The organism is Streptomyces vietnamensis (assembly GCF_000830005.1).
GTDB classification, from domain to species: Bacteria; Actinomycetota; Actinomycetes; order Streptomycetales; family Streptomycetaceae; genus Streptomyces; species Streptomyces vietnamensis.
Window position 1 is genome coordinate 4,478,649 of record NZ_CP010407.1, and the last position, 26,054, is coordinate 4,504,702.

Annotated in this window: 23 protein-coding genes, 5 tRNA genes and 1 riboswitch; of the genes, 18 read left to right on the top strand and 10 right to left on the bottom strand. The window is 72.1% G+C overall.

Annotated elements, in window-relative coordinates:
* The 3 genes from SVTN_RS20070 to SVTN_RS20080 all read right to left on the bottom strand — a co-directional run bounded on the left by SVTN_RS20070 (nt 1) and on the right by SVTN_RS20080 (nt 284).
* Nucleotides 1–74 (bottom strand) — tRNA-Phe (locus SVTN_RS20070).
* A 22-nt stretch (nt 75–96) separates the two neighbouring features.
* Nucleotides 97–170 (bottom strand) — tRNA-Asp (locus tag SVTN_RS20075).
* A 41-nt stretch (nt 171–211) separates the two neighbouring features.
* A tRNA-Glu gene (locus SVTN_RS20080) sits at nt 212–284 on the bottom strand.
* A 104-nt stretch (nt 285–388) separates the two neighbouring features.
* Between SVTN_RS20080 and SVTN_RS20085 the strand changes: the two genes are divergently transcribed.
* From SVTN_RS20085 to SVTN_RS20110, 6 genes are all read left to right on the top strand, one after another.
* A complete protein-coding gene (locus SVTN_RS20085) occupies nt 389–739 on the top strand; it encodes a metallopeptidase family protein (RefSeq protein WP_041130346.1) in 351 nt (116 codons plus the stop codon).
* A 97-nt stretch (nt 740–836) separates the two neighbouring features.
* Nucleotides 837–1,529 (top strand): hypothetical protein, encoded by a 693-nt coding sequence (locus tag SVTN_RS44830; RefSeq protein WP_167352185.1) that lies wholly within the window; start codon nt 837–839, stop codon nt 1,527–1,529.
* 197 nt (nt 1,530–1,726) lie between these two features.
* Entirely contained in the window at nt 1,727–4,012 is a 2,286-nt protein-coding gene (locus SVTN_RS20095) for a DEAD/DEAH box helicase (protein ID WP_041130347.1), read from the top strand.
* 220 nt (nt 4,013–4,232) lie between these two features.
* Nucleotides 4,233–6,422, top strand: coding sequence for an FG-GAP repeat domain-containing protein (locus tag SVTN_RS20100; protein WP_041130348.1), 2,190 nt, complete (start codon nt 4,233–4,235; stop codon nt 6,420–6,422).
* Nucleotides 6,423–6,604: 182 nt separating this feature from the next.
* Nucleotides 6,605–9,721, top strand: a complete 3,117-nt coding sequence (locus SVTN_RS20105) for an FG-GAP-like repeat-containing protein (protein ID WP_052499219.1) — start codon at nt 6,605–6,607, stop codon at nt 9,719–9,721.
* A 120-nt stretch (nt 9,722–9,841) separates the two neighbouring features.
* Nucleotides 9,842–9,914: transfer RNA gene (locus tag SVTN_RS20110), tRNA-Lys, on the top strand.
* A 121-nt stretch (nt 9,915–10,035) separates the two neighbouring features.
* Here SVTN_RS20110 and SVTN_RS45620 read toward each other — a convergent pair.
* From SVTN_RS45620 to SVTN_RS42180, 3 genes are all read right to left on the bottom strand, one after another.
* Nucleotides 10,036–10,533: a hypothetical protein gene (locus tag SVTN_RS45620; RefSeq protein WP_245727597.1), complete on the bottom strand. Its 498-nt coding sequence runs from the start codon at nt 10,531–10,533 to the stop codon at nt 10,036–10,038.
* Nucleotides 10,534–10,692: 159 nt separating this feature from the next.
* Nucleotides 10,693–11,130, bottom strand: coding sequence for an NUDIX hydrolase (locus tag SVTN_RS20120; protein ID WP_041130349.1), 438 nt, complete (start codon nt 11,128–11,130; stop codon nt 10,693–10,695).
* Nucleotides 11,131–11,160: 30 nt separating this feature from the next.
* Nucleotides 11,161–11,343 carry an SDR family oxidoreductase gene (locus SVTN_RS42180; RefSeq protein ID WP_342669683.1) on the bottom strand — a complete coding sequence of 61 codons (183 nt, stop codon included), beginning with the start codon at nt 11,341–11,343 and terminating at the stop codon, nt 11,161–11,163.
* On the opposite strand from SVTN_RS42180, the gene SVTN_RS20125 reads away from it, so the two are divergent.
* From SVTN_RS20125 to SVTN_RS20135, 3 genes are all read left to right on the top strand, one after another.
* Nucleotides 11,321–11,875, top strand: coding sequence for a hypothetical protein (locus SVTN_RS20125; RefSeq protein WP_174518271.1), 555 nt, complete (start codon nt 11,321–11,323; stop codon nt 11,873–11,875). The two genes, SVTN_RS42180 and SVTN_RS20125, sit on opposite strands and share 23 nt — an antisense overlap.
* A 344-nt stretch (nt 11,876–12,219) precedes the next feature.
* The gene (locus SVTN_RS20130; RefSeq protein WP_245727598.1) at nt 12,220–12,870 is read left to right on the top strand and encodes a hypothetical protein; all 651 of its coding nucleotides are present in this window, start codon (nt 12,220–12,222) and stop codon (nt 12,868–12,870) included.
* Between the two features lie 137 nt (nt 12,871–13,007).
* A complete protein-coding gene (locus tag SVTN_RS20135; protein WP_041130350.1) occupies nt 13,008–13,346 on the top strand; it encodes a hypothetical protein in 339 nt (112 codons plus the stop codon).
* A gap of 203 nt (nt 13,347–13,549) precedes the next feature.
* On the opposite strand, the gene SVTN_RS20140 is transcribed toward SVTN_RS20135, so the two are convergent.
* The 3 genes from SVTN_RS20140 to SVTN_RS20150 all read right to left on the bottom strand — a co-directional run bounded on the left by SVTN_RS20140 (nt 13,550) and on the right by SVTN_RS20150 (nt 16,441).
* A complete protein-coding gene (locus SVTN_RS20140; RefSeq protein WP_041130351.1) occupies nt 13,550–14,089 on the bottom strand; it encodes a hypothetical protein in 540 nt (179 codons plus the stop codon).
* Nucleotides 14,090–14,157: 68 nt separating this feature from the next.
* Entirely contained in the window at nt 14,158–15,675 is a 1,518-nt protein-coding gene (locus tag SVTN_RS20145) for an alkaline phosphatase (RefSeq protein ID WP_041130352.1), read from the bottom strand.
* Between the two features lie 172 nt (nt 15,676–15,847).
* The gene (locus SVTN_RS20150) at nt 15,848–16,441 is read right to left on the bottom strand and encodes a dihydrofolate reductase family protein (RefSeq protein ID WP_041130353.1); all 594 of its coding nucleotides are present in this window, start codon (nt 16,439–16,441) and stop codon (nt 15,848–15,850) included.
* A gap of 239 nt (nt 16,442–16,680) precedes the next feature.
* Here SVTN_RS20150 and SVTN_RS20155 point away from each other — a divergent pair, with 239 nt between their 5' ends.
* On the top strand, nt 16,681–18,054 hold the full coding sequence (locus SVTN_RS20155) for a diacylglycerol kinase family protein (RefSeq protein ID WP_041130354.1): 1,374 nt from the start codon (nt 16,681–16,683) through the stop codon (nt 18,052–18,054).
* Between the two features lie 29 nt (nt 18,055–18,083).
* The gene (locus SVTN_RS20160) at nt 18,084–18,665 is read left to right on the top strand and encodes a phosphatase PAP2 family protein (protein WP_041130355.1); all 582 of its coding nucleotides are present in this window, start codon (nt 18,084–18,086) and stop codon (nt 18,663–18,665) included.
* A gap of 168 nt (nt 18,666–18,833) precedes the next feature.
* On the opposite strand, the gene sigJ is transcribed toward SVTN_RS20160, so the two are convergent.
* On the bottom strand, nt 18,834–19,778 hold the full coding sequence (gene sigJ / locus SVTN_RS20165) for an RNA polymerase sigma factor SigJ (RefSeq protein WP_052499220.1): 945 nt from the start codon (nt 19,776–19,778) through the stop codon (nt 18,834–18,836).
* A 197-nt stretch (nt 19,779–19,975) separates the two neighbouring features.
* Between sigJ and SVTN_RS20170 the strand changes: the two genes are divergently transcribed.
* The 7 genes from SVTN_RS20170 (at nt 19,976) to SVTN_RS20200 (ending at nt 25,692) form a co-directional block, all read left to right on the top strand.
* Entirely contained in the window at nt 19,976–20,470 is a 495-nt protein-coding gene (locus SVTN_RS20170; RefSeq protein WP_041134081.1) for a rhodanese-like domain-containing protein, read from the top strand.
* 64 nt (nt 20,471–20,534) lie between these two features.
* Nucleotides 20,535–20,608: transfer RNA gene (locus SVTN_RS20175), tRNA-Met, on the top strand.
* Between the two features lie 154 nt (nt 20,609–20,762).
* On the top strand, nt 20,763–21,503 hold the full coding sequence (locus SVTN_RS20180) for a MerR family transcriptional regulator (RefSeq protein ID WP_041130356.1): 741 nt from the start codon (nt 20,763–20,765) through the stop codon (nt 21,501–21,503).
* Nucleotides 21,504–21,599: 96 nt separating this feature from the next.
* Entirely contained in the window at nt 21,600–21,977 is a 378-nt protein-coding gene (locus tag SVTN_RS20185; protein WP_159026479.1) for a hypothetical protein, read from the top strand.
* 64 nt (nt 21,978–22,041) lie between these two features.
* Nucleotides 22,042–23,073 (top strand): PLP-dependent cysteine synthase family protein, encoded by a 1,032-nt coding sequence (locus SVTN_RS20190; RefSeq protein WP_041130358.1) that lies wholly within the window; start codon nt 22,042–22,044, stop codon nt 23,071–23,073.
* Complete coding sequence (locus tag SVTN_RS20195; RefSeq protein ID WP_052499221.1) at nt 23,070–24,272, top strand: MFS transporter; 1,203 nt, start codon at nt 23,070–23,072, stop codon at nt 24,270–24,272. The genes SVTN_RS20190 and SVTN_RS20195 overlap by 4 nt, the downstream gene beginning before the upstream one ends.
* A 208-nt stretch (nt 24,273–24,480) precedes the next feature.
* Nucleotides 24,481–25,692, top strand: a complete 1,212-nt coding sequence (locus tag SVTN_RS20200; protein ID WP_041130359.1) for a PP2C family protein-serine/threonine phosphatase — start codon at nt 24,481–24,483, stop codon at nt 25,690–25,692.
* Between the two features lie 212 nt (nt 25,693–25,904).
* A riboswitch (cyclic di-AMP (ydaO/yuaA leader) is annotated at nt 25,905–26,051 on the top strand.
* Nucleotides 26,052–26,054: the final 3 nt, after the last annotated feature.

A 26,054-nucleotide genomic window follows, 5' to 3' on the forward strand; every position in this document is an offset into this window, starting at 1 on the left:
TGGCTGGGGCCGGGGTCGAACCGGCGACCTATCGCTTTTCAGGCGATCGCTCGTACCAACTGAGCTACCCAGCCACGAGGTCATTGCTGACCTCAGCGACTCTGACGGGACTTGAACCCGCGACCTCCACCTTGACAGGGTGGCGAGCTAACCAACTGCTCCACAGAGCCTTGCTTTGTGCGCGATCACTAGTCTCGCACACGGTACTGCGTGCCCCCAACGGGATTCGAACCCGTGCTACCGCCTTGAAAGGGCGGCGTCCTGGGCCACTAGACGATGAGGGCTAGAGGCTCACCTGCGCACTTCTCAGTGCGTCGGGGACGTGAGAAGCATATGGGATGCCGGCCGCTATCGCCAAAACGGATTCCGGCAGGGGGAGAATGGGCCCGTGCTGGAGATGACGCGCGAGGAGTTCGAGGAGCTTGTCGCCGAGGCCCTGGACCGGATCCCGCCGGAGCTGACACGGCTGATGGACAACGTCGCCGTGTTCGTCGAGGACGAGCCCTCCCCGGAGGACCCCGAGCTGCTCGGGCTCTACGAGGGGACGCCGCTGACCGAGCGCGGCGAGTGGTACGCCGGGGTGCTGCCCGACCGGATCACGATCTACCGGGGGCCGACGCTGCGGATGTGCGAGTCGCGCGAGGACGTGGTCGCGGAGACGGAGATCACCGTCGTGCACGAGATCGCCCACCACTTCGGCATCGACGACGAGCGGCTGCACGCGCTCGGTTACGGCTGAGGCTCGGGCCTCTTCCCGCGTGTCCCTTGTGGTGCCGGGGGAGTTGGGCAGTGCGACGCGTTCCGTTCCTGCCCGTTGTGTCCTGGAGGTGCCCCCCGTGCGCCATTTGCCCACCCCGGTGAGATGGGCCGCCACCGCGCTGGCCGTCGCGGCCTGTGCCGGTCTGAGCGGCTGTATGAGTGTGAGTGACGAGGGGGCGAAGCCGGCGCCCGGCGCGTCCGGGGGGAAGCACGGCGCGGCGGCCGAGAGCGACGGCGGCGGGGGCGTCCGGGGCGGGGGCGGCGGCTCGTGGAACGGCCGGCCGGAGAAGGGCGGGCCGGCCCCGGCCGGTGCGGGCGAGGAGTCCCCGGTCCCGAGCGGCTCGCCGTCGGGCACCGCGAAGCCCTCGCCGGGCGCCGTCCTGCCGGTGGAGGGCCCGGGCGGGTCCGGCGGGCCGCCGAAGTCGCAGCCGACGGGTGGCGGCCACGAGGTGCCGGGCGGCGGCTCGGGCGGCGGCGGGAACGGCGGCAGCGGGGGCAGTGGCGGCAGCGGAGGGAGCGGCGGCAGCGGGGGAGGTGCGGGGGGCCCGGACGGGGGCGGGTCCACGCCCACGCCGGAGCCGACCCCGGAACCGCCCACCCCGACCCCGGAGCCGCCCACCCCGACCCCCGAGCCGACCCCGGAGCCGACCTCGAACCCCAGCGATCCGCCGACGCCGGGACCCGACACCCAGATGGGTGCGATGCGGGCGGCGGACGGACCGGGCGCGCCCCCGGAGCCGGCGGCGTCACCGCAGGCCGAGCCGGTGTGACGCAGTCCGATTTGCCATAGGTGGGGGAGAGTCCGTATGGTGGTAGATCGCTTGATCCTATTGCCCGGCGCCGACACAGAAGAGCGCCGCGTGGCGCGTACTCTCCCTAGCCGTGGCTGACCGCATTGAGGCGGTCGTTTGCGAAATCACGGAGTTGACGGGCGCGTGCCGAGACTCCGGAAGGTTTCGCATTTCGCATGTCCATTTTCAGTTCTGACCACGCCGTCATGCCCGAGAACGACGAGATCGTCGAGGCCGTAGAGGCCACCGAGACCGTCGAGATCGTGGAGATCGAGTCCGACGACACCGCCGAGGCGGTCGTCGAGGAGACCGAGTCCGACGAGCCCACCATCACCTTCGGCGACCTCGGTCTGCCCGAGGGCGTCGTGCGCAAGCTCGCGCAGAACGGCGTGACCACCCCCTTCCCGATCCAGGCGGCGACCATCCCGGACGCCCTGGCCGGCAAGGACATCCTCGGCCGCGGCCGCACCGGCTCCGGCAAGACCCTCTCCTTCGGTCTGCCGCTGCTCGCCACCCTCGCGGACGGCCACACCGAGAAGAAGAAGCCCCGCGGCGTCATCCTCACCCCGACCCGTGAGCTCGCGATGCAGGTCGCGGACGCCCTCCAGCCCTACGGCGACGTGCTCGGCCTCAAGATGAAGGTCGTCTGCGGCGGTACGTCCATGGGCAACCAGATCTACGCCCTGGAGCGCGGCGTCGACATCCTCGTCGCCACCCCGGGCCGTCTCCGCGACATCATCAACCGCGGCGCCTGCTCCCTGGAGCAGGTCCAGGTCGCCGTCCTCGACGAGGCCGACCAGATGGCCGACCTGGGCTTCCTGCCCGAGGTCACCGAGCTGCTCGACCAGGTCCCCGAGGGCGGCCAGCGTCTCCTCTTCTCCGCCACCCTGGAGAACGAGATCGACACCCTCGTCAAGCGCTACCTGGTGAACCCGGTCACGCACGAGGTCGACCCGTCCGCCGGCGCCGTCACCACGATGACCCACCACGTCCTCGTCGTGAAGCCGAAGGACAAGGCCCCGGTCACCGCCGCCATCGCCGCGCGCAAGGGCCGCACGATCATCTTCGTCCGCACCCAGCTGGGCGCCGACCGCATCGCCGAGCAGCTGCGCGAGGCCGGTGTGAAGGCCGACGCCCTGCACGGCGGCATGACCCAGGGCGCCCGCACGCGCACCCTGGCCGACTTCAAGGACGGCTACGTCAACGCGCTCGTCGCGACCGACGTCGCCGCCCGAGGCATCCACGTCGACGGCATCGACCTGGTCCTGAACGTGGACCCGGCCGGCGACCACAAGGACTACCTGCACCGCTCGGGCCGCACCGCCCGCGCCGGCCGCTCCGGCGTCGTGGTCTCCCTGGCCCTGCCGCACCAGCGCCGCCAGATCTTCCGCCTGATGGAGGACGCGGGCGTCGACGCCTCGCGCCACATCGTCGGCGGCGCCGGCGCCTTCGACCCGGAGGTCGCCGAGATCACCGGCGCCCGTTCGCTGACCGAGGTCCAGGCCGACTCCGCGAACAACTCGGCCAAGCAGGCCGAGCGCGAGGTCGTCGACCTCACCAAGCAGCTGGAGCGCCTGCAGCGCCGTGCCGTCGAGCTCCGCGAGGAGGCCGACCGCCTGGTGGCCCGCGCCGCCCGCGAGCGCGGCGAGGACCCGGAGGCGGCCGTCGCCGAGGTGACCGAGGCCGCCGAGGCCGAGGTCGCCGCCGCGGCCGTCGAGGCCGAGCGCGCCGCGAAGGCCGAGGAGCGCCGCGAGGAGCAGCGTTCGACCTACCGCGACGAGCGGGGCAACTTCGAGCGCCGCGACCGCGGTGACCGCGGTGGCTTCAACCGTGACGACCGCGGTGACCGCGGTGGCTTCCGCCGGGACAACGACCGTGGCGGCTTCCGCCGCGACAACGACCGTCCGTCCGGTGGCTTCCGCCGTGACGACCGTCCCTCGGGCGGCTTCAACCGCGACGACCGCGGTGGCCGTTCCTTCGAGCGTCGTGACAACGACCGCCCGTCCTTCCGTCGCGACGACCGCCCCTCCGGCGGCTTCAACCGTGACGACCGCGGTGGCGACCGTGGCGGCTTCCGTCGTGACGACCGTCCGTCCGGTGGCTTCCGTCGTGACGACCGTCCGTCGGGCGGCTTCAACCGCGACGACCGCGGCGGCCGTTCCTTCGAGCGTCGTGACAACGACCGTCCGTCCGGCGGCTTCCGCCGCGACGACCGTCCCTCGGGTGGCTTCCGTCGTGACGACCGTCCGTCGGGCGGCTTCAACCGCGACGACCGCGGCGGCCACCGCGGCAGCGACCGTCCGTTCAACCGCGACCGTCGCGACGACCGCCCCGCCGGCGGCTTCCGCTCGGGCGGCGACCGCCCGTACGGCCGTCGTGACGACCACCGCGGCAGCACCGGCTCGACCGGCGGCTCCTTCGGCCGCCGCGACGACAAGCCGCGCTGGAAGCGCAACGGCTGACATCGCGTAGAACGCTGAGCAGGGCCCGTACGACACTTCGGTGGCGTACGGGCCCTGCTGCTTTGAACGGGTTCGAAATCGCTGTCGACAGGTGGGGGACGGCTGTTAGCATCGGCGCACTCGCATGGGGGCGGTGCGGCCGGGGGGCCGCGAACCTACTGTTCAGCACGAGCGCCGCCGTCTTTCCATGCCTCTACTTGATCCTCAGGGGAGGACCCGAGTGCCTCGTAGCGCTCTTCTACGCCATTCCATCGCGGCCGTCACCGCCGCGACCCTTCTCGCCGGCGTCGGCCCGCTGGCCGCGACGGCGACCGCCGTGCCGGCCGCCGCTGCCGCCGCCGCGGCGATCGACCCGTGGGCGGCGTCCGCTCCGCTGACGGACGGCACGTCCATCCACAGCCTCAAGGACCTCAAGACCGCCAAGGACGGGACGGTCGTCGCCCTCTGGTACCGGATCGCCGCGGACCACAGCACGACCGAGCTCGTCGTCTCGCACCGTCCGGCGGGCAGTTCCGCCTGGAGCGCGGCGCACGTCCTGCGCACCCTGCCGAGCGAGCGCTCCGACGCCAACCTCACGGTCTCGGCCGACGGGTCGGTCACGGCGGCCTGGATGGAGTATCCGAACGACGGTGGGCCGGGGGACGAGAAGCCCGGCGGTGTGTTCCGAATGGCCACCCTCGCGGCCGGGGCCACGACGTGGTCCGACCCGACGGACATCATGAGCGACCCGGGTTGGGTGCACAGCGGGCAACTGGCCGGCTCGCCGTCGGGCGAACTCGTCGCCGTCTGGCAGGGCTTCTCGGCGGGGAAGGCCGGGGTGTACTCCTCGGTCCGTACCGCCCCGGACGCCGCCTGGTCCGAGCCGGTCCGCCTCGACGAGCCCGTGGCGGACGGGGGGCTCAACGGCCCGCCGCAGCTCATCTACTCGGCCCAGGGCACGGCGACCGTCGCCTACGTCCAGGGCGACGCCAAGACCGGTGAGGTCAAGGTCACCGACCGGGCGGCGGGCGGCACGTGGTCGAAGCCGGTCACCGTCTCCAAGCCCGGTACCTACCCCACCGGCCCCACCCTGACCGTCGGCAGCGGCGGACACGCCGCGCTGGCCTGGAGGTCGACGGACGACCCGACGTCCGGGTCCGACACGCAGGTGATCGCCGTGCGTCCGGCCGGCAGCCTGACCTGGGGTGCCGAGGAGCCCGCCAACGGCTTCCGGACCGGTGCCTGGCGCAAGGTCGCCATCAACCCGCAGGGTGACGTCACCCTGCTCGGCGTCGCCTACGACGAGGGCACCGGGTTCACCGCACGGACGACCACGCGGTCCGCCTCCGGAACCTGGTCCGCGCTGAAGACGATCTCCACCGGCTACGTCCCCGACGACCAGTTCGACCTGACGGCTGGCCCCGACGGCACCTTCCACGCCGTCTGGACCCAGGGGAACACGAACCGGAAGCTGATGGCCTCCTCGCGCGTCGACGGTGCCTGGTCCGCGACCCCGACGCCGCTCTCCACCAACACCAGCGGCTATGCACTGGGTCTGGTCACCGTCGATGCCGCCAACCGTCCCGTCGCCGTGTGGGAGCAGTCCACCGGCGACTTCACCACCCAGCTGCGGGCCGCCACCACCGCCCCCGCCCCCGTCAAGCCGCTCCCCAAGTGGCGCGACCTCAGTGGCGACGGCAAGGGCGATCTGCTCGGCCTCACCCCGACCGGGACGCTGGCCGTGCGGACCGGCACGGGCACCGGCGGCCTCGGCACCGGCGCCTCGGCGGCCGGCTGGCCCGCCACCTCGACGGTCGTCCCCTTCGGGGACCTCTCGGGCGACCGGTGCAACGACCTCCTGGTGCGCGACGCCGCGGGCGTCCTGACCCGGTACGACGGCGGCTGCGGCACGGCGTTCGCGCCGAGCGGTCCGAAGCGGACGATCGGCAGCGGCTGGCAGATCTACAACAGCCTCACCGCGTCCGGCGACCTGACGGGCGACGGCCGGACCGACCTCCTCGCCCGCACGCCCGCCGGCGAGCTGTGGATGTACGCCGACGACGGCACGGGCAAGTTCAAGCCGAGGGTCAGGATCGGCGGAGGCTGGCAGATCTACAACTCCCTCGTGGGCGTCGGCGACTTCACCGGTGACGGCAAGGCGGACCTGGTGGCCCGGGACACGGCCGGTGTGCTGTGGCGGTACGCCGGGACCGGCACCGGCGCCTTCGCCGCCCGGGTCAGGATCGGCAGCGGCTGGCAGGCCTACAACTCCCTGGTGGGCGTCGGCGACTTCACCGGTGACGGCAAGGCGGACCTGGTGGCCCGGGACACGGCCGGTGTGCTGTGGCGGTACGCCGGGACCGGCACCGGCGCCTTCGCCGCCCGGGTGAAGATCGGCGGCGGCTGGCAGATGTACAAGACGCTGTCCTGACGCAGGACCCTCAGGGCCCGTACGAGCACTCCGGTGCCGCACGGGCCCCGTCTCGTACGACCGTTCGGCCGGGATACGCTCGGCCGGACGACCGACGCGGGTGAGGAGTGCCGGCCAGGGGGCCCGGCCCAGACCCCTCCCCGCATCCCGCACATCAGGTTTCCCCGGGGAGGGACCTCTCTTTGACCCGTCACCCACGCGCGCGGCTGCCCCGCGCGCGTACCGCCGTCCTCGCCGCAGCGCTGCTCGCCTCGGGGATCGGCCTCTCGCCGACCGCGACGGCCGCGCCCGTCGTGGGCATCGACCAGCTGGACGTCACGCCGAACTGGCGGACCGTGCCCCGGAAGGAGACCGTCCTCGCGGTGGGGCCCACGGGCTACGCGCACCGCACGGAGGACTCCGACGAGCACAGCGGCGAGGAGCCGCAGTGGACCGACTTCGCGAGCGGCACGAGCGTGCCGCTGGGATACGGCGACGGCAACGACGCCTATGCCGACCGGGGGACCGGCGGTCCCTACGTGTACCTCCAGCACGGCATCGGCACCCACTACCTCCGCGACGTGCGGACCGGCGAGGAACAGCCGCTGACCATCCCGGAGGACACGAGCTTCCGGGGGATCCTCGGCGAGACGCTGCTCTTCCAGCAGTACGCGCCCGGCTCCTCGCTCGCCACCACCACCGGCTACTTCCTCCGGCGCGTCGGCGACGGGACGACCGTCCCCGTCACCGGCTGGCCCGAGGGCGCCGACCTGCACATGGCGCGGCTCGTGGCCGGTGACGCCGACACGGCCGTGATCCGCTTCGACCGCTCCCCCTCGTACGCGTACACCGACCTCGGCGTCGTCGACCTGCGGACCGGGACGATGCGCGTGATCGCCTCGCCCACCCCGTCGCTCGACGTCCTCACCGGGCCGGTGGCGGTGACCCCGGAGCGCATCGCCTGGGTCGACAGCGGCCGTACGGTCCACATCCGGCAGCTGGCCGACCTCGACGCGCCCGAGACGACCTACCCGCTGCCCGAGGGACTCTCGGTCCGCCGCATCGGACTCGTCGGCGACCGGGTCCTCGCGGTCGACGACGAGGAGGGCACGGACGCGGCGCTCCACCGCCGCCTCGTCGCGCTCTCCCCGACGGGCGAGCAGCAGACCCTCCTGGAGCGGGCCGAGGGCGAGATCACCCAGATCGGCGACGGTTCCGGCGCGGCCGTCGTCGGCGGCACCTCCGCCACCGACTGGTCCCTGCTCAAGGTCGTCCCGGGCAAGAGCGGCGGCGCACCCGCCCTGGAGAAGCTGCGCCGCCTCGACCCGCTCCCGGCGAAGATCGACGCGCTCGCGCTGGGCGCCGGCCGGCTCACCACCCTGGAGTACGACGGACCGAAGGGTCCCGGCTTCTACGGCCGGACGCTGCCCGTCGGCCCGGTCCACACCGGGCAGTCCGCGCCGGCCTGGCAGGGCGTCGAGGCGAACGCCGAGTGGAACGGCTCGCCGCTCCTCGACACCGGCGACGGCCGCACGGTCTCCTACCCCCGGATCCCGTACACCCAGCGGGCGGTCATCGCCCGCGGCACCACGGGGAAGACGACCCGCGTCACCATCGACGGCGACAGCGACGGCTGGATCGGCGACGCCTTCGGCCGCTGGGCGGTCGTCCAGAGCGGGCAGCCCATGTTCCCCGGTGAACTCGCCGCCGACGCCGAGACGATCGTCGTGGACCTGGACGCCTCGAAGGTCGTGTCGCGGCAGGAGCAGGCCGCCGTCGCCCTGTGGGGCGACACGCTGTTCACGAGCACGGAGACGGACGGCGAGGTCGCCCGCAGGGACCTGGCCACCGGCAAGGACCTCGGCAAGATCACGACCGGTTCCGGCTGCCCGCTGACGGAGCTCCAGACCGCGGGCGGGCGCTGGCTCTACTGGGCCTGCGCGCGGTACGCCAAGCAGGGCGTCGTCGACCTGAAGAGCGGCGCCAGGATCGCGCTGCCCCGCTCGTACGGGGACGGCGGCCTCCTCGGCGACGGCTACTACGTCGACCGGAACAGCCCGTACCTCCGGATCACCGACTTCCACACCGGCACGGCGGCGGCCCGTACGCTCGTCGACTCCACGCCCGTGTACGGCGGCCGCCGGGTGGCCTGGACCGTCGACCGCTTCGGCGGGGGCGTCGCGTACAAGGACGCCGACAACCGCATCCACACGGTGTGGACGGGCGTGCCCGCCTCCGACCTCACCGCCGCCTCGGCGAAGGTCCCGGCGGGCATGCGGGCGAAGGACGGCTGGAAGCCGTCCTGGACGCTGTCCAAGCCCGCCTCGATCTGGCAGCTGACGCTGCGGGACGTGTACACCGGGGCCGTGATCCGCAGCTACGGCGGCGGCGAGACCCGGGGCCGCATCGACGTCTCCTGGGACGGCCGTACGGCGGCGGGCAAGCCCGTCGTGAACGGCCGGTACTCCTGGCACCTGGCGGCGAGCACGGCCGACGGCCAGGGCAAGGACCTGTCCCTCACCGGCACGGTCTCGGTCACCGGCGGCCGCCCGGCCTGGCGGGACCTGGCCGGGAACGACACGCAGGGCGACCTCCTGGTGATGGACACCGCGGGCCTGGTGTCCATGTACAAGGGCAACGGCTACGGCGGCTTCTCGGCGCGGACCGCGGGGACCGGCACGAAGTTCGCGACCTCGTCCGTCCTGGTGCCCTTCGGGGACGTGAACGCCGACGGCTGCGCCGACGTGCTCGTCCGGGTCGGCGACCAGCTGCGGGCCTACCGGCCGGGCTGCGACAAGGTGGTCTCGGCCTCCTCCCCGTACACCGCCATCGGCTCGGGCTGGGGACAGTACGACGTCCTCACGTCCCCGGGCGACGCGAACGGCGACGGATACGCCGACCTGGTCGCGCGTCAGGCGTCGACCGGCGACGTGTACTTCTACGCCGGCACGGCCGACCACCGGGTGAAGGCCCGCGTCAGGATCGGAGCCAACTGGAAGCTGTACAAGAAGATCGTCGGCGCCGGCGACCTCAACGGCGACGGCCGCGGCGACCTCCTCGGCGTCGACGCCTCGGGCGTGCTCTGGCGGTACTACTCCACCGCGACCGGCGGCGTCACCGCGCGCGTGAAGGTCGGCAGCGGCTGGGGCGGCTACTCCTCCCTGGTGGGGACCGGCGACATCTCCGGCGACGGCTGCGCGGACCTCGCGGCCCGCGACACGACGGGCAGGCTCTACGCCTACAACGGCACCTGCACCGGCCCGTACGGCTCCCGCGTCCTGGTCGGCTCCGGCTGGAACGCCTTCAAGGCCCTCTTCTGATTCCTTCCGTCCCTCCGCGGGCCCGGCCGACACCGACCGGGCCCGCGGCGCGGCCGGTGTCGGATACCCGATCGGTTCCCGGGCCCTCTCGGGCTATGCTGCACGGGTGTGCTTGTCCACGGGCCGTTAGCTCAATTGGCAGAGCAGTGGACTTTTAATCCATTGGTTGTGGGTTCGAGTCCCACACGGCCTACAGGTACAGAGGAGCGCCCCGACCGGTTTCGGCTGGTCGGGGCGCTCCGTCGTTCGGGGGCGCTTGCGTGAGCGATGCGTGAGCGGACGGGCCGGTACTCCGGGGCAGAGGCCGAATACGTTCAGGACGTCAGGTCGAACTGCTTGAGCCAGTTCGGGTCCCTGTCGCCGACCGTGGCGACCAGACCGCCGGACAGCAGCACCATGGAGAGGACGAAGGCCATCGGGTCTCCGTAGTGCTCCACCGCCTGGTTCAGGGTCAGGTCGGGGGCGTCCGGGTGGCCGATGAACCCCGACACCTGGAGAAGGTCGTCGTGCTGGATTCCCAGGTTGTCCGACACCCAGAGGACGGAGTCCCGGGCCTGATCCTCGGCGATCTGCTCCCTTGCCCCGATGAGCCAGGCCATGAGGATCGCCATGACCATGGTGGGGTCGGAGGGATGTTCACCTTCGAGGAAGGACCCTCCGGGGCCCTTCGAGGGGTTCTCCATCCAGGTGGCGATGTCCGCCCGCAGGCGCTTCCGGGTTCGGACCCGGGAGATCTCGGAGAGGTCGGGCCTCAGGTCGTGTGCTGCCCGAGCGACGCGTGCGCTCCGGCGGCGCTGGCTGTTTCGTCCCATGGCCTGGAGCATGACGCCGATGGCCTCCCGGCCGAGGAGTCGGTGACGCGGAGACCACCCAAGCAACGCACCCTCATGTTCATGCAGCAGTACATGGGCGCCGCCAGGGCCGGCTCATCTCAGTGCCGGTCCTGGCGGCGTGTTGACGTACTCGAAGGCTCAGAGCGATGCCCCGGCTCCGAGGCTTCCGGCGCTGACGGCTCCCCGCAGGACGTGGGCGATCTCCTCGGGCCTGAGGTCGATGCCGTCGAGGCCCTCCACGGTCAGCGGGATCTCCTCCAGGGCGTATTCGCCGCGTCCTTCGGCGCTGTACTCGGGGCCGGTGCGGTCCTCGAAGGACCAGGTCGCGATGCGGGCGAGGTAGAAGAGCTGGCGCTCGTCGTCGGACTCCAGCGTGTGGAGAAGGCGGACGATGTCGGCCTTCCCCGCGATCTCCTCGTGGATCTCCCGGTGGAGGGCGGCCTCGCGGGACTCGTCGCCGGGTTCGACGCCGCCGCCGGGCAGGACCCAGTACTCGGGGATGCCGGGCCGGGTGCGGCGGATGACCAGCATCGTGTCGTCGGCGGTGATGAGGACGGCGCGGACTCGTTCGATCATTTCGGTTCGTCTCCTTACTTGTTGACGGTCTCAGTGCAGCAGCCAGCCGCCGTCGACGTGGACGGAATGCCCCGTGATGAACGAGGCGGAGGGGCCTACGAGGAACGCCACCAGGGCCGCGGCGTCCTCGGGCCGGCCACGGCGCGGGACGCACTGGCGCTTGATCCGGTCCTCCGGCCGCGCACGGTGGATGGCCCAGGACGAAGGCGACACCCCCGAACTGCGCGGACTCGCCCAGCGCTACTACGCCCACGCCTTCCGCCTGGCCGCCGAAGCCGGCGACCCGGAACTGTCCGCGACGGCCCTCCGTGGCCTCGCCGTGCAGTGCGTCGACCTCGGCTACCGGGCCGAGGCCGTCCAGCTCGGCGAAGCCTGCGTGGACCACGGCCGCCACCTCGACAATCCGCGCGCCGTTGCCTACTACGAGGCCACCCTCGCCAACGCCGCCGCCCAGGACGACGACCGCCGCATGGCCACCAAGCACCTCGCCCTCGACATCCACGGCCTCGACCGCCGCCGTACCCGCGCCATCGTCCTCGCCGACCTCGGCGGCGTCCGCCTCCGCCAAGGCGACGTCGACGGCACCCTGGCCACCTGGCGCGACTTCCTCGACTGCGCCGACGGCATCCGCTGGGTCAAGGTCCAGGCCGCCTTGCAGGACATGCGCGTCCGCCTGCGCCGGTACAGCGGAGTCCCAGAGGCGCAGGAGCTTCGCATGCTGGCCGCTGAGGTCGAGACCTATTGATTCGGCTTTCTGTCTACCTCTCCAGGCGCACTGTGGCCATCAGGGAATGAGAGGGTTCCTTTCGCGCCGGTCTGCGTAGTTGGTTGTCGGCCATTGGCTATCGACTTCTGGCCGGTTATATACCGGTCCGCATTTCGTGTCACTACTGATGTCACGTTTTGCTGGGGAGAGATTGCTTCCTTCTAGGTCAAGCGTGGCGCGAACATGCCTGTCCTGGATGGACCCCCCAGAATCACGCCGAACCTCAAGCAAACCTCAGAGTTGCCGGCAAGCAGTAGAAAGCGGCCCGCGTGATCATTAGGTTCTTCGCAGCGCCCCAAAATGGGGTGCACGGGGAGGGGAAAATGATCGAATCTCGCTTAAAGCTCAGCGCAATTGCCGTTCCTGCATTCACGTTGGCTCTGGTTGCCGCCCTCACAGGCTCCGCGTCCGCGGCACCCGTGGAGGACTCCACTCCTGCCCCCAGCTATGAACTGGGGGAAACCTTCGTGCTGAACGCTTCCGACGACCCGCTCGCCCAGCTGCCCGACGCCACCGACGACACAGGCTCGGCACATCGCTGCGACAACCCCTACCGGGAGTGGCGCTCGATTGTCTCCAGCACCAGCTACTTCGTGCCCTCCCTGCTGCCGGGCACCTCGTTCAAGGACGGTCCAGGTGGCAAAATGATCGTCAGTGTCACCAAGGCGGGCTCTGTGAAGGCGGAGATCACCGCAGGTGGAGAAGCAGAACTGAGTGCCGTGGTCGCATCGGCCAAGGCGACGATCAACACGACGATCGGCGCAGAGTTCACCTACACCATCGGCCACACCTATCAGCAGGATGTCTCTCCCCGGAAGTACGGGCACTTGCAGTACGGTTCCTACGGCTTCAAGGTCGTCTGGGGCAAGTACAGGACGAGCGCGGACCGTTGCGGCAAGACTCTCGTCAAGAGCTGGACGGCGAAGCTCCCGACGAGGGAGACCGGATGGAAGTACTGGGAGACTCCCTCATGACAGGCCCACAGCGCACAGCCGGCGTGCTCATCTGTCTTTTGGCGGCCGGCTTGACCGGCTGTACGTCGCAACCCGACCCTGAGCCGACTCCGCCCGTACACACCAGCTCCCCGAATACTGCAGCTTCCACGAGCAGCGTGGGCGAGGCCCAGGTGCGCTTGGCGCTCGGAGACGGCTCAACTGATGACGATCCGGCCTTTGTCGCCATGGGGTTCGAGCGGCTGGCCGAAGGGGCGCATACCCAGACCGTCCTCGACCGCGGCAAGGGCTACGCCCTCCAGGTCGTCTGCGTCGGCACCACAAGCGTAAAGATCACAGGAACTGGCCTGAAGCCCTCCAGCGCCGCGTGCGACGGCACGATCGTCAGCCAGAGAATCACCAACGCGCCGGCGGACTTCACCCTCAACGTCCGCGCGACAGGCGGGGGGAACCCCAGTGGGTCGATCGGCTGGCGGCTGAACCGCCTCAGCAACTGAAACGCCCCTGGTGAGGGAGCTGCTTGCCGACCGCGCTCCCATGCCTCCAGGCTGCACCACCCATCCGACCCCAGCCAGGACTTCTCATCCATTGGTTGTGGGCTCGAGTCCCACACGGCCTACAGGTGCAGAGGAGCGCCCCGACCGGATCCTTCCGGTCGGGGCGCTTCGGCGTTCGGGGGTTTCCGGTCCGGGCGCTGCCGCTACTCGTTCACGAGTACGGGGACGGAGACGACCGCGGTGGTCGGGGCGCCCTTGAGGTTCTTGGCGGGGACGGTGAAGTCGATGCCGTCGCCGGCGGCACGGGGGCCGGTGTGGGCCTCGCCGTGGCCGGTCTCGCCCTCCTCCTGGTACTGGAAGGTGCCGGTGCCGAGGAGGCGGCCGGAGGAGTCGTAGTAGGCGGCCCGCAGTTCCAGCGCCAGGACGTCGCTGATGTCGGAGGTGATGGCGAGGTGGCCGGTGACCGAGGGCTTCGGGGTGAGCGTGAGGCGGGTGAGGCGCACCCGGTCGGTGAAGGGGCCCTGTTCGATGCGGACTTCACCCTTGGCCGGGGCCGGAGAGAGCGTCGGGGCCGGAGCCGGCGCGGTGCGCGGGGCCGGGAAGGTGACCGGTGCCGCGGACGCGGGCGGCTGCTCGGCGGCCCGGTGGTCGTCCTCGGTGCCGCCGCTGCAGCCGGTGAGCGCCACCATGGCGGGGAGGATCAGGCCGAGCGCGGCGGCCGTGGTGCGGGTGAGCGGGCTCATCGGCGTACTCCTGGAGGTGTGGGGGCGCGGGGCCGGGGCGTCGTCGCGCCACCGGCCCCGCGCTGCCGTCAGTGGGCCTGGGGGGCCCGGCCGAACAGCGAGCGGTACATCTTGCTGTACAGGTCGGTGTTGTTCTGGCTGACGGCGAAGCGCTTGCCGCCGGGGCCGTACGCGTACAGCGGGACGTCGGCACCGGTGTGGTTGCCGGACAGGTAGGCCAGCCAGAGGCTGGCCTCGGGGCTGCCGTCCTTCACGTCCGCCGCGTCGTCCGGGGTGCGGAAGGTGGCCGGGCCGAAGTTCTTCGGGTCGTTCGCGCCGGCGCCGTTGACGATGCCGGAGGAGCGGGCCGGGTCCTTGACGTTGGCCGAGGAGGAGCGCGACGGCGTGGAGTTGTTCGCCGGGTTGCCCGCGTCGGTGTTGGCCGGCGGGGCGGCCGCCTCGGCGTTGGTGAAGGAGCCCTTCTCGATGATGTTGAAGCCGGCGCACTCGTGGTCCGCCGTCACGATCACCAGGGTGTGGCCGTCCTTCTTCGCGAAGTCGACCGCGGCCTTGACGGCGTCGTCGAACGCCTTGACCTCGTCGAGGGTCTGCGCGGCGTCGTTGGCGTGCGAGCGCTTGTCGATCTGGGCGCCCTCGACCTGGAGCAGGAAGCCCTTCCTGGAGCGGTTGCTGAGCAGGGAGATGGACTTCTGGGTCATCTCCGCCAGCGTCGGCTCCTGCTTCTGCGGCGCGTCGGCCGGCAGCTTCGCCTTGGCGTTCTCGACGGTCAGGTTGCCGCGGTTGAACAGGCCGACGACCTTGCCGCGCTTGACGTTCGCCAGGTCGTCCTTGGTGGCGACCCGCTGGGAGGCGGCGGTCTGCGCGGGCAGCGACGGGTCGCCGAAGCTGCCGAGGACCTGGTAGCCCTGGGCCTGGAGCGCCTTCTGGTCGTCCGGCTCGAAGCGGGCCAGGCCGCCACCGAGGATGACGTCGGCGGTGCCGTTGCGGGCGATCTGCTCGGCGATCGGCGTGATCATGGTCTGGTCGGCCGGCTTGTCCTCGAACGTGCCGTCGGCCTTCCTGGGCAGGCAGGAGGCGTCCGAGTAGACCGGGCCCTGGCAGCCGCGCAGCAGCGCGTGGCTGAACTGGGCGGCCGGGGTCGCGTCGGTGATCTCGGCGGTGGAGACGTTGCCGGTGGCGAAGCCGGCCTGGTGGGCCTGCTCCATCAGCGTCGCGACGCGCTTCTCGTAGGCGTCGACGCCGAGAGCGGCGTTGTAGGTCTTCACGCCGGACGACCAGGCGGTGGCCGAGCTGGCGGAGTCGGTGACCAGCGCGGGCTGGTCGCTGTCCTTCTCGACGGCGTACGTGGAGACGGCGCCGTAGTTCGGCAGCTTCTCCATGTTCAGCCTGCCGGTGGCGCCGTAGAAGCGCTCGCGACCGGCGGCGACGTGGGAGCGGCTCATGCCGTCGCCGAGCAGGTAGATGACGTTGTGTATCTCGTTGTCGTCGCCCCGGTGCTGCGGGGCCGAGTTGGCGACCACGGCCGTACCGGCGGCGAGCGCGCCGGTCGTGGCGAGGACCGTCAGCATTCTGACGGACATGCGCATGCGGATGCTCCTAGGGGAGGCTGGGCGCCGCGCACCGGCCTCTTGGCGGGCCGTGCGGCGGGCGCACCCGGACTTGCCGGGCGCCAGCGACGCTAGGAGCGGGTCGTGAACGCTCCTCGATGACAGGGTGTCATCGAGGAGAACATGCAGGATGCGCTCCCTCGTTGTGCGGTCAGTGGGCTTCCGGGCGGCGGTAGACGCAGACGTTGACGCCCTGGGGGCTGGTGACCGTGGAGGCCAGTTCGAGGGTGCGCAGGGCGCCGTCCGCCGGGAAGATCGACTTTCCGCCGCCGAGGAGCACCGGCATGACCATCAGGCGGAGTTCGTCGGCGAGGTCCTCGGCCAGGAGGGTGCGGGCGAGGCTGGGGCTGCCCATGACGAGGAGGTCTCCGCCGGGCGTCCCGTGGAGTTCGCGGAGGCGGGCCACGGCCTTGTCGCCGGGGATGAGCGTGGTGTTCCAGCCGAGGTCGGCCTCGCCGAGGGTGCCGGAGACGACGTACTTCGGGAGGGCGTTCATCCGGTCGGCGAAGGGGTCGCCGGCCCGCTCCGGCCAGGCGGCGGCCATCGTCTGCCAGGTGCGGCGGCCGAAGAGGAGGGCCTCGGCCTGCGCGGTCGCCTCGTCGAACGCGCCGCCCACGACCTCCGGGTCGAAGAAGGGGTGCGTCCAGCCGCCGTGCGCGAAGCCGCCGTCGGTGTCCTCCTCGGGACCGCCCGGGGCTTGGACGACGCCGTCGAGGCTGATGAACTCGCTGATGACGATGCGCATGGGGTCGTTCCTGTTCGTCCGGGGCTGCTTCGTGGTGGGGTGCCGTACGGGAGTGAAGACGTGGGGTTCCGTACGGGAGTGAAGACAAGGCTGCCGTCGGAAAGTCATCGCTTCCCGAGAACTGTCTTCGGCGTTTCGCGGTCCTTCTTCTCGGAACTTCGTTCGTCCGAACGGCTCCGTACGGGGGCGGCGCCGGGGAACGTGGGGAAACGTGGACGCGGAGTGTGGAGGTGGGGTCGGTGGCGGCGAGCGGTTCCGGTGATCCGGCGGGGGAGGCGCGGCAGCTGGCCCGCTATGCGCTGTTCGCCGTGGGGGGCGCCTGCGCGGCGCTGCTGACCGCGCTCGGCAGCGGGATGCTGATCCTGCTGAGCGGGGTCGTGGGGCTCGCCGCGACGGCCGCGGGCGTCTGGTGGTTCCTCGCGCACCGCGGGCCGGTGCGGGTGTTCGGGGCGATCCTCGCCGCGGCCGCGCCCCTCACGACCCTCGGCCTGTACGTCTCCGGGGGCGTCTGGGTGAACGCCCTCGTCGCCCTCGGCCTGTGGGGCGTCGCGCTGTCCTGCGCGCGGGCCGCGCTGCGGCGCCCGGAGGACGAGCGGAAGGCGCTGATGCGGGGGGAGAGCGTCCCCCCGCCCCGCCGGCCCGTACTGATCATGAACCCGAAGTCAGGTGGCGGGAAGGTCGCGCGGTTCGGTCTCGTCGAGCGGGCGGAGGCGCTCGGCGCCCGGGTGATCCTGCTCGACCCGTCGGCCCCGGCCGATGTCGGCGGGCTCGCCCGGAAGGCCGTGGCCGAGGGCGCCGATCTGCTCGGCGTGGCGGGCGGCGACGGCACCCAGGCGCTGGTGGCCGAGGTCGCCGCCGAGCACGATCTGCCGTTCCTGGTGATCTCGGCCGGCACCCGCAACCACTTCGCGATGGACCTGGGCCTCGACCGCACCGACCCCTCCCGCTGCCTCGACGCCCTGACCGACGGCGAGGAGCTCCGGATCGACCTCGGCGACGTCGCCGGGCGGCCCTTCGTCAACACCGTCTCCTTCGGGGTGTACGCCGATGTCGTCCAGCGCCCCGAGTACCGCGACGACAAGGCCGGCACGGCGCTCGAGGTCCTGCCCGACCTGCTCCAGGGCGGTTTCGGCGACCGCCTCGACGCGACCGCCGACGCCACCCCGCTCACCGGGCAGCAGGCGCTCCTCGTCAGCAACAACCCGTACGCGGCGCCCGATCCGCTCGGTACGGTCGCCGCCCGCAGGACGCGTCTCGACGGGGGCGAGCTCGGGGTCATCGGCATCCGCGTGGACGGCGCCGCCCAGGCCGCCGAGCTGGCCGTCCTGGGGAACCGGGCGACCGGCCTGAAGGTCCTGACGGCCCGCAGGGTGGAGGTCGGGGGCGCCCCGGGCGCCACTATCTCCGTCGCCGTGGACGGCGAGGCCCTGACCCTGCCCACGCCCGTCGTCTGCACCCTCCGCCCCCGAGCCCTGCGGGTCCTCGTGCCCCGCGGCCGGCCGGGGTCCCCGGTGCCCCCGCCGCCCCTCGACTGGCGGCGGCTGACCCGGCTGGCCTTCCCCGAGGAGCCCGCCGCCGGCGACGGAAACCCGTGGGACACCCGTACCTCTTGAACCCCAGTACCCCTGACTAGGAGCGGCGCATGACCGACGACACGAAGACCGGGACCCTCCGGGCGGTCCTGCACGACATCCGGGCCGTCGACGGCGCCGTCTACGCGGCGGTGGCCGCCACCCCCACGCCCACGCTCGACACGGCGTTCCGCCGGCTCTCCACGGCGGCGAACCACTCCAAGATCTCGTTCACCGTCGCGGCGGCGCTCGCGCTCGTGCCGGGCCGGCCGCGCCGGGCCGCGCTCGCCGGGGTCGGGGCGATCGCGGTGGCCTCGGCCTCGGCGAACCTGCTCGGCAAGCGGCTCGTCCGCCGGCCGAGGCCGGACCGGGAGGCGGCCCGGGTGGTGGTGGGCCGTCATGTCCCCATGCCGGCCTCGGCGTCGTTCCCCTCCGGGCACACCGCGTCGGCGGTCGCCTTCGCCACCGCCGTCGGCTCGGTGCTGCCGCCCGCCGCGCTGCCCCTCGCGGCCCTGGCGTGGACCGTGGGCTACTCCCGGGTCCACACCGGGGTGCACTACCCGGGCGACGTCGCCGCGGGCGCCCTCCTCGGCGTCGCGAGCGCGGGCGTCTCCCTGGCGGTCGGGAGCTGGTGGACCGCCAGGGAGAAGTGACCGACCCCCGGCCGGGGCCGTACTCGGCCGGGGCCGTACGCGGTCAGGGCCGCACTCGGTCAGGGCCCCACGCGGCGAGGGCCGCACACGACCGGGGTCGCATTCGGCCGTACCGCACACGGCCGGGGCCGCACGCGGTACGGCCCCGGTCTCAGTGCTCCGCGCGGCTCAGTACTCCGCGCGGGCCAGGTCCTCCTCCGTGAGGCCGAGCACGGCCATCCGCTCCGGGTCCGCCAGGATGTGCAGCTCGACGATGCGGTCCTCGACGATCGTGAACGTCATGATCGAGCCCGGGCGGCCCTGGACGACCGACACCACCGCGGGCTGGCCGTTGGCCACGACCTGCAGCACGCCCGTACGGAACTTCGCGTACGTGAGGGCCTGCGCGATGACCGCCTCGGCGCCCCGCACGACCTTGGAGACGGCCGCGAGGGTCCTGCCCCCGTCCGCGCGCAGCACCACGTCCGGGTCGAGGACGGCGAGCAGCCCCTCGAAGTCCCCGCCGTGCGCCGCGGCGAGGAAGGCGTCGGCGATCTCCCGCTGCCGCCGCGCGTCGGGACCGGGCGCCGGGGTGGCGTCCTGCACCCGGCGGCGGGCGCGGCTGGCGAGCTGGCGGGTCGCGGCCGGGGTGCGGTCCACGATCTTCGCGATCTCGTCGAAGGAGACGGCGAACATGTCGTGCAGCACGAACGCGAGCCGCTCCGCGGGACCCAGGGTGTCCAGGACGACGAGGAGCGCGAGCCCGACGGACTCGGTGAGCTCGGCCGCGTGCTCCGGGTCGGTGGTGTCGGCGACCCGGACCACCGGATCGGGGACGTAGTACTCCAGCGGGTCCTCGCGGCGCGAGCCGCGCGAGCGCAGCATGTCCAGGCAGACGCGGCCGACGACCGTGGTCAGCCAGCCGCTGAGGTTCTCCACGCCGCTGACGTCGCTGCGGCTGAGCTTGAACCAGGCCTCCTGGACGGCGTCCTCGGCCTCGCTGAGCGAGCCCAGCATCCGGTACGCCACCGCCCGCAGATGGCCGCGGTCGGCGTCGAAGCGCCGGGCCAGGAACCCCTTGTCCACCTTCTCGGTGTGGTCCACTCGTCGATCTCCCCGTTCGCGTCCCGTCATGCCGTCATGACGGATCGATTCCCTTGGATGTGACACCGGAGGCGAGCCGGGCGGTCCGGTAAACGGCCCCGGCAACGGTCCCGGTACGTGAGATCCCCGCCGTCTCGCGGCGAACGCCCGGGATTCCCCGGCCGAAGCCCCCGACCACCGTGAATCCCCACTTCAGCACGGTGATCTTCGTCCGTAGATTGATCACCATGACGACGACAACGACCCCGGTCAACCCCGTACTCCGCACCCCGCCGGCCTCCCCCGCCGCCGCGGCCGCCTACTTCTCGGCCAGCCTCGCCTTCCACGCCGACGTCTCCGACGTGGCCTCCGCGCTCGCCACCGCCGCCGCCGAGGGCACCGACCCGGGCTTCGTGGTGATCGACTCCCGGTCCACCGCCTCCTGGGACCAGGGCCACGTCCCCGGCGCGATCCACCTGCCGACCGCGCTCATCCCCGAGCAGGCCGAGCAGCTGCTCGACCGGTCCGTGCCGGTCGTCACGTACTGCTGGGGCCCCGGCTGCAACGGCGCCACGCGCGCCGCGCTCGCCCTCGCCGAGCTGGGCTTCCAGGTGAAGGAGATGCTCGGCGGCTTCGAGTACTGGGTGCGCGAGGGCTTCGCGTACGAGACGTGGGAGGGGCCCGCGGAGAAGGCCGCCGACCCGCTGACGGCGCCGGTCGACTCCGACGACTGCGGCTGCTGACGTCGGCCCACGGAAAACCGATTTCGTGATCGCCCCGGTCATGCCGTAGAGTCATGTTCACCGACGCGGGGTGGAGCAGCTCGGTAGCTCGCTGGGCTCATAACCCAGAGGTCGCAGGTTCAAATCCTGTCCCCGCTACTCAGTAGCAACGAAGACCCGGATTCTCAGGAATCCGGGTCTTCGTCGTTTCCGGTCTTCGTCGTTTCCAGGGCTTCATGGCTTCCGGGGCTTCATGGTTCCCGGATCCTCTCCGCTTGACCTTTACGCAACGTCAAGATTTAGCGTTCTCGGCATGGAGTGGTCGATCCAGGAGATCGCCAAGAAGGCCGGTACCACCAGCCGCACCCTCCGCCACTACGGCGAGCGCGGACTGCTTGAACCGAGCCGGATCGGCGCGAACGGTTACCGGTACTACGACCAGGCGGCGCTCGTGCGGCTGCAGCGGATCCTGCTGCTGCGCGAGCTGGGGCTCTCGCTGCCCGCCATCGCCGAGGTCCTCGCGGGGCAGCGGGACACGTCCGCCGCCCTGCGCACCCATCTCGCCCTCCTGGAGCAGGAACGCGAGCGCATCGGACGCCAGATCGCGTCGGTGCGGACCACTCTCGACAAGACCGAGAAGGGAGAAGAGCTCATGGCCGAGGAAGTGTTCGACGGTTTCGACCACACGCGGTACGAGGAGGAGGTCTCCGAGCGCTGGGGCCGCGACGCGTACGAGAAGGGCGACCGCTGGTGGCGCTCGCTCACCGACGCGCAGAAAAAGGCGTTCATGGCCGAGCAGGCCGGCATCGCCCGCGACTTCGGGCAGGCGGCCCGGGACGGCCTGGCCGCCGACAGCGAGGAGGTGCAGGCCATCACGCGGCGCCAGATCGCCTGGCTGTCGACGACCACGACGCCGAGCAAGGAGTACGTGATCGGCCTCGGGCAGATGTACGTCGACGACCCGCGCTTCACCGTGAACTACGACAAGCACGGCGAGGGCACCGCGCTCCTCGTCCGGGACGCGATGAGGGTCTACGCGGAGCGGAACCTCTGAGACCTGCCCGTGAGACCTGTCTGATGTAAACGGTGGCCAAAACCGGGCCCGCCTCTTTGCAGGCGTGCTGCGCCCCACCGTAGCCTCACGCGCACCATGAGTGACGAGCGTGTGAGCGATGTGAGCCGGCGGGCGCCCGCCGTGCTCGTCCTGCTCGCGCTCCTCGCCCTGCTCGTGAGCGTCTGCCACGGCCCCCACGGGCACGTGCTGCCGACCTCCGGCACCGCGACCGTCTCCGCCCCCGCGCTCCCGCACGGCTGCGAGCGGTCCGGAGACGCCTGGACCTTCGACGCCCACCTTCCCGCGCAGGTCGCCGCCTCCCCGCTCGCCGTGCCCGACGCCGGCGGAGCCGTGCTCCTGCCGTACACGGCGGACCTCCGCACCGATCCCCGCGCGCGCTGCGTCCGGAACCGGGCGGGCCCCGGCCCCGAGCCGGGCCGACTGCTCATCGCCCTCGGGGTGGACCGGAACTGAACCGGGTCCCGCACTCGCGTGACCAGGTTCCCTTTCGCGTACCCACCCCGAGGACGTACCGATCATGACCGCACCACTGACCGGCTACCCGCTGCCCGTCGCCGAGCAGACCGTCGGCAACACCCCCCTGCTGTGGACGGACGACGGCTACTGGGCCAAGCTCGAAGGCTTCAACTTCGGCGGCATCAAGGACCGCGCCGCCCTCCACATGGTCGAGCAGGCCCGCCGCCGCGGGGACCTGCGGCCCGGCGCCCCGATCGTCGAGTCGACCTCCGGGACCCTCGGTCTCGGCCTCGCCCTCGCGGGCGTGCTCCACGGCCATCCCGTGCACGTCGTCACCGACCCCGGTCTCGAACCGATCGTCGAGCGGATGCTCGTCGCCCACGGCGCCCGGGTCCACGTCGTCCCCGAGCCGAGCCCGCACGGCGGCTGGCAGCAGGCCCGGATGGACCGGGTCGCCGAGCTGCTCGCCGAGCTCGACGGGGCCTGGTGGCCCGACCAGTACGGGAACCCCGACAACCCCGCCGCGTACGGGGGGCTCGCCGCCGAGCTGTCCGCGCAGCTCGACCGGATCGACGTCCTCGTCTGCGCGGTCGGCACCGGCGGCCACTCGGCCGGGATCTCCCGGGCGCTGCGCGCCACCAGCAGCCCGGCCCTCGAACTCGTCGGCGTCGACTCCGTGAACTCCACCGTCTTCGGCCTGCCGGCCGGGGAACGCCTCATGCGGGGCCTCGGCTCCTCCATCCACCCGGGCAACGTCGACCACGGCGCCTTCGACGAGGTCCACTGGGTGGGCCCGGCGGAGGCGGTACGGGCGGCCCGCCGGCTTGCCTCGCGGCAGTTCGCGACCGGCGGCTGGAGCGTGGGCGCGGTCGCGCTCGTCGCCAGCTGGCTGGCCCGCACGCGCCCGCGCGGGACCCGGATCGCGGCCGTCTTCCCGGACGGGCCGCAGCGGTACTTCGACACCGTCTTCAACGACGAGTTCTGCGCGGCGCACGGGCTGCTCGACGGTCCCGTACGGGAGGACCCCGCCGGGTACGTCTCCGCCGAGACCGTCAGCGGCTGGACCCGCCGAGTCCTGGAGCGGGCCAAGTGACCACGGCGACGGCCCCCGCCAAGGGGGGCATCTGGAAGCAGAGCCGCACCTTCGAACCGGCCGTGCGGCTCCTCTTCCTCAACCAGCTCACCATCAACCTCGGCTTCTACATGCTCATGCCGTACCTGGCCGCGCACCTCGCGGACGGGCTCGGCATGGCCGCCTGGGCCGTGGGCCTCGTCCTCGGCGCCCGGAACCTCTCCCAGCAGGGCATGTTCCTCGTCGGCGGGGCGCTCGCCGACCGGCTCGGCTTCAAGCCGCTCATCGTGGCCGGCTGCGCCCTGCGGACGGTCGGCTTCGGGGCGCTCGCCTTCGCGCAGTCGCTGCCGATGCTGATCGCCGCCTCGCTCGCGACGGGCCTCGCGGGGGCGCTGTTCAACCCGGCGGTGCGGGCGTACCTGGCGGCGGAGGCGGGGGAGGAGCGGCGCGTCCAGGCCTTCGCGCTGTTCAACGCGTACTACCAGGCGGGCATCCTGCTCGGGCCGCTCGTCGGGGTGGCCCTGACGGGGGTGTCGTTCCGGCTGACGTGCGTGGTCGCCGCCGTGCTGTTCGCCGGCCTGACCCTCGTACAGCTCCGGCATCTGCCCGTACGGGTCTCCGAGGCGCCACGGGAGCAGCGGGGGCAGTTCCGCACCGTGCTCGCGCACCGCACCTTCTGGCTCTTCTCGCTCGCCATGACCGGCTCGTACGTGCTGTCCTTCCAGGTCTATCTGGCGCTGCCGCTCGCGGCGGGCGGCACGGGCGTGACGACCGCGCTGTTCGTCGTCTCGGCGCTCGTCGCGCTCGCCGGGCAGCTGCGGATCACGGCCTGGTGCAAGCGCCGGCTCGACCGGGAGCGGTGCCTCGTCCTCGGGCTCGCCCTGATGGGCGGGGCCTTCCTGGTCCCGGCCGCCCTGGGGCGCGGCCCGGTGGGGCTGCTCCTGTGTGCGGCGGTCCTGGCCGTCGCGAACGCGGTGCTCTACCCGTACGAGATGGACACGGTCGTCGCCCTGTCCCGGGGGCGCTGGGTGGCCACCCACTACGGGCTCTACAACACCGTGTGCGGGATCGGGATCACCCTCGGGAACCTGGGGACGGGCGCGCTCCTCGACGTCACCGGCTGGTCGGCGACGCCGTGGCTGGTGCTGTGCGGGGTGGGCGTGGGGTGCGCGGCGGCGATGGCACTGCTCGGCCGGGGCGGGCGCCTGGCGGCCGACTGACCCGTACGGGGGTGGGGCGCCGGCCTCGTACGGGGTGGGGCGCCGACTCTCGTACGGGGTGGGGCGCCGGCCTCGTACGAGGGTGGGGGCGGCCGGCCGGGCCCGTACGCCACTCGGCCCCATGGGAGTCGCCGCCCCGTCCGGCGGCGGCCACCCTGGGAGGGCGCGGTGCGGACCGCGGCCGGTCGGACCGGGCAGGAGAGCACAGGTGGGGCACCCCCTAGGAGCGGCGGGCGGAGGGCGGCGGGGCGGTGAGGGACGCCCCGAGTACGGCGGCGCCCGGCGGTTCATCCGCGCCCTGCCCCCGCTGGTCATCGTGGGCGGTGTCGTCTTCGACGTGGCGACCCCGCCCGAGTACACGGCGGCGCCGCTCTTCTCCGCCGCCCCGCTGATCGCCGCGCCCTTCTTCTCCACGCTCACGACCCTGATCACCGGGATCGCCGCCGTCCTCGCCTCCGTCGGGCTGCACGCCTACAACGGCACCATCGACGAGATCGCGGCCTTCACCGAGAGCATGACCGTCCTCACGGTCTCCGCGCTCGCCCTCCTCATCAACCGGGTCGTGCGCCGCAGCGGCGAACGGCTCGCCTCGGCGCGGGTCATCGCGGAGACCGCGCAGAAGGCGGTGCTACCGATGCCCGCCGAGCGGATCGGGGGGCTGCAGTGCGCGGCGCGGTACGAGGCGGCGCAGGCCGACGCGTTCATCGGCGGCGACCTGTTCGCCGTCCAGGACACCCCGCACGGGGTGCGGCTGGTGGTCGGGGACGTCCGCGGCAAGGGGCTGGAGGCGGTCGAGGCCGTCGCCGTCGTCATCGGCGCCTTCCGGGAGGCGGCCGAGCAGGAGCGGACCCTGGAGGGCGTGGCGCAGCGCCTCGAACGCGCCCTGGCCCGGGAGGGCACTCGCCGGGACGACCTCGACTCCTTCGAGGGGTTCACCACGGCCGTCCTGGCCGAGATCCCGCGCGGCGACGGCAGCGGGACCTTCGACGGTTTCGTACGGGTCGTCAACCGCGGGCACCCGCCGCCGCTGATGCTGTACGCGGACGGGCGCGTGGAGCCGCTGGAGCCGGGCGAGGCGGCGCTGCCGCTCGGCATGGGGGAGCTGGCGATGTGGCCGGACCGGGGCGAGGCGCGGCCGTTCCCGGCCGGCGCGACGCTGCTCTTCTACACGGACGGCCTCTCGGAGGCGCGGAACGCGCAGGGCGTCTTCTACGATCCGGCGGCGCGGCTCGCCGGGCGGATCTTCCCGGGACCCGAGGAGCTGCTCGACGCGCTCGTGGACGACGTACGGCTCCACACGGGCGGCGGGTCGACGGACGACATGGCGCTGCTCGCGGTGAGCCGCCCGGCGACGGGGCAGCCCGAGCGGCGCCGGACGATGCCGGTGGTGCCGCCGGGCGGGTCCGGTCACCGGGCGTAGTCGAGGGGTGTCACTGCGATAACAATTGACATAACGTCAGATCGCAAGGGTTTCACCACCCTCCCCTTACGCCTTTCTGAAGGGGGCTCAACTCGGGCGATACTCCCTCAATTCAATGAATGATCAAGAGCGACGGCTTGGAATCGGGACCCCCTGTCTATTAACGTTCGATAACGCAGCGCGGTCGTCCCAGCCGTCGCAAGAGGCGGCACCGTGCGCACGCGCCGAATCCTGAAAAGGAACCGGGGAACCACCAATTGGGGTGAATCGGACGCCTTCGTCTCGTACGGAGGGGCCCGTAGGAGACCTTCCTGCTCCGAACCCGTCAGCTAACCCGGTAGGCGAGAAGGAAGGAAAGGAGC

Coding starts and splice junctions, on each gene's coding strand:
- SVTN_RS20095 (WP_041130347.1), top strand. CDS start 1,727: ATGTCCATTTTCAGTTCTGACCACGCCGTCATGCCCGAGAACGACGAG.
- SVTN_RS20180 (WP_041130356.1), top strand. CDS start 20,763: ATGGAGTGGTCGATCCAGGAGATCGCCAAGAAGGCCGGTACCACCAGC.
- SVTN_RS20145 (WP_041130352.1), bottom strand. CDS start 15,675: ATGCGCATGTCCGTCAGAATGCTGACGGTCCTCGCCACGACCGGCGCG.
- SVTN_RS20120 (WP_041130349.1), bottom strand. CDS start 11,130: ATGATCGAACGAGTCCGCGCCGTCCTCATCACCGCCGACGACACGATG.
- SVTN_RS20140 (WP_041130351.1), bottom strand. CDS start 14,089: ATGAGCCCGCTCACCCGCACCACGGCCGCCGCGCTCGGCCTGATCCTC.
- SVTN_RS20130 (WP_245727598.1), top strand. CDS start 12,220: ATGATCGAATCTCGCTTAAAGCTCAGCGCAATTGCCGTTCCTGCATTC.
- SVTN_RS20150 (WP_041130353.1), bottom strand. CDS start 16,441: ATGCGCATCGTCATCAGCGAGTTCATCAGCCTCGACGGCGTCGTCCAA.
- SVTN_RS20170 (WP_041134081.1), top strand. CDS start 19,976: ATGACGACGACAACGACCCCGGTCAACCCCGTACTCCGCACCCCGCCG.
- SVTN_RS20190 (WP_041130358.1), top strand. CDS start 22,042: ATGACCGCACCACTGACCGGCTACCCGCTGCCCGTCGCCGAGCAGACC.
- sigJ (WP_052499220.1), bottom strand. CDS start 19,778: ATGACGGGACGCGAACGGGGAGATCGACGAGTGGACCACACCGAGAAG.
- SVTN_RS45620 (WP_245727597.1), bottom strand. CDS start 10,533: ATGGGACGAAACAGCCAGCGCCGCCGGAGCGCACGCGTCGCTCGGGCA.
- SVTN_RS20185 (WP_159026479.1), top strand. CDS start 21,600: ATGAGTGACGAGCGTGTGAGCGATGTGAGCCGGCGGGCGCCCGCCGTG.
- SVTN_RS20125 (WP_174518271.1), top strand. CDS start 11,321: ATGGCCCAGGACGAAGGCGACACCCCCGAACTGCGCGGACTCGCCCAG.
- SVTN_RS20160 (WP_041130355.1), top strand. CDS start 18,084: ATGACCGACGACACGAAGACCGGGACCCTCCGGGCGGTCCTGCACGAC.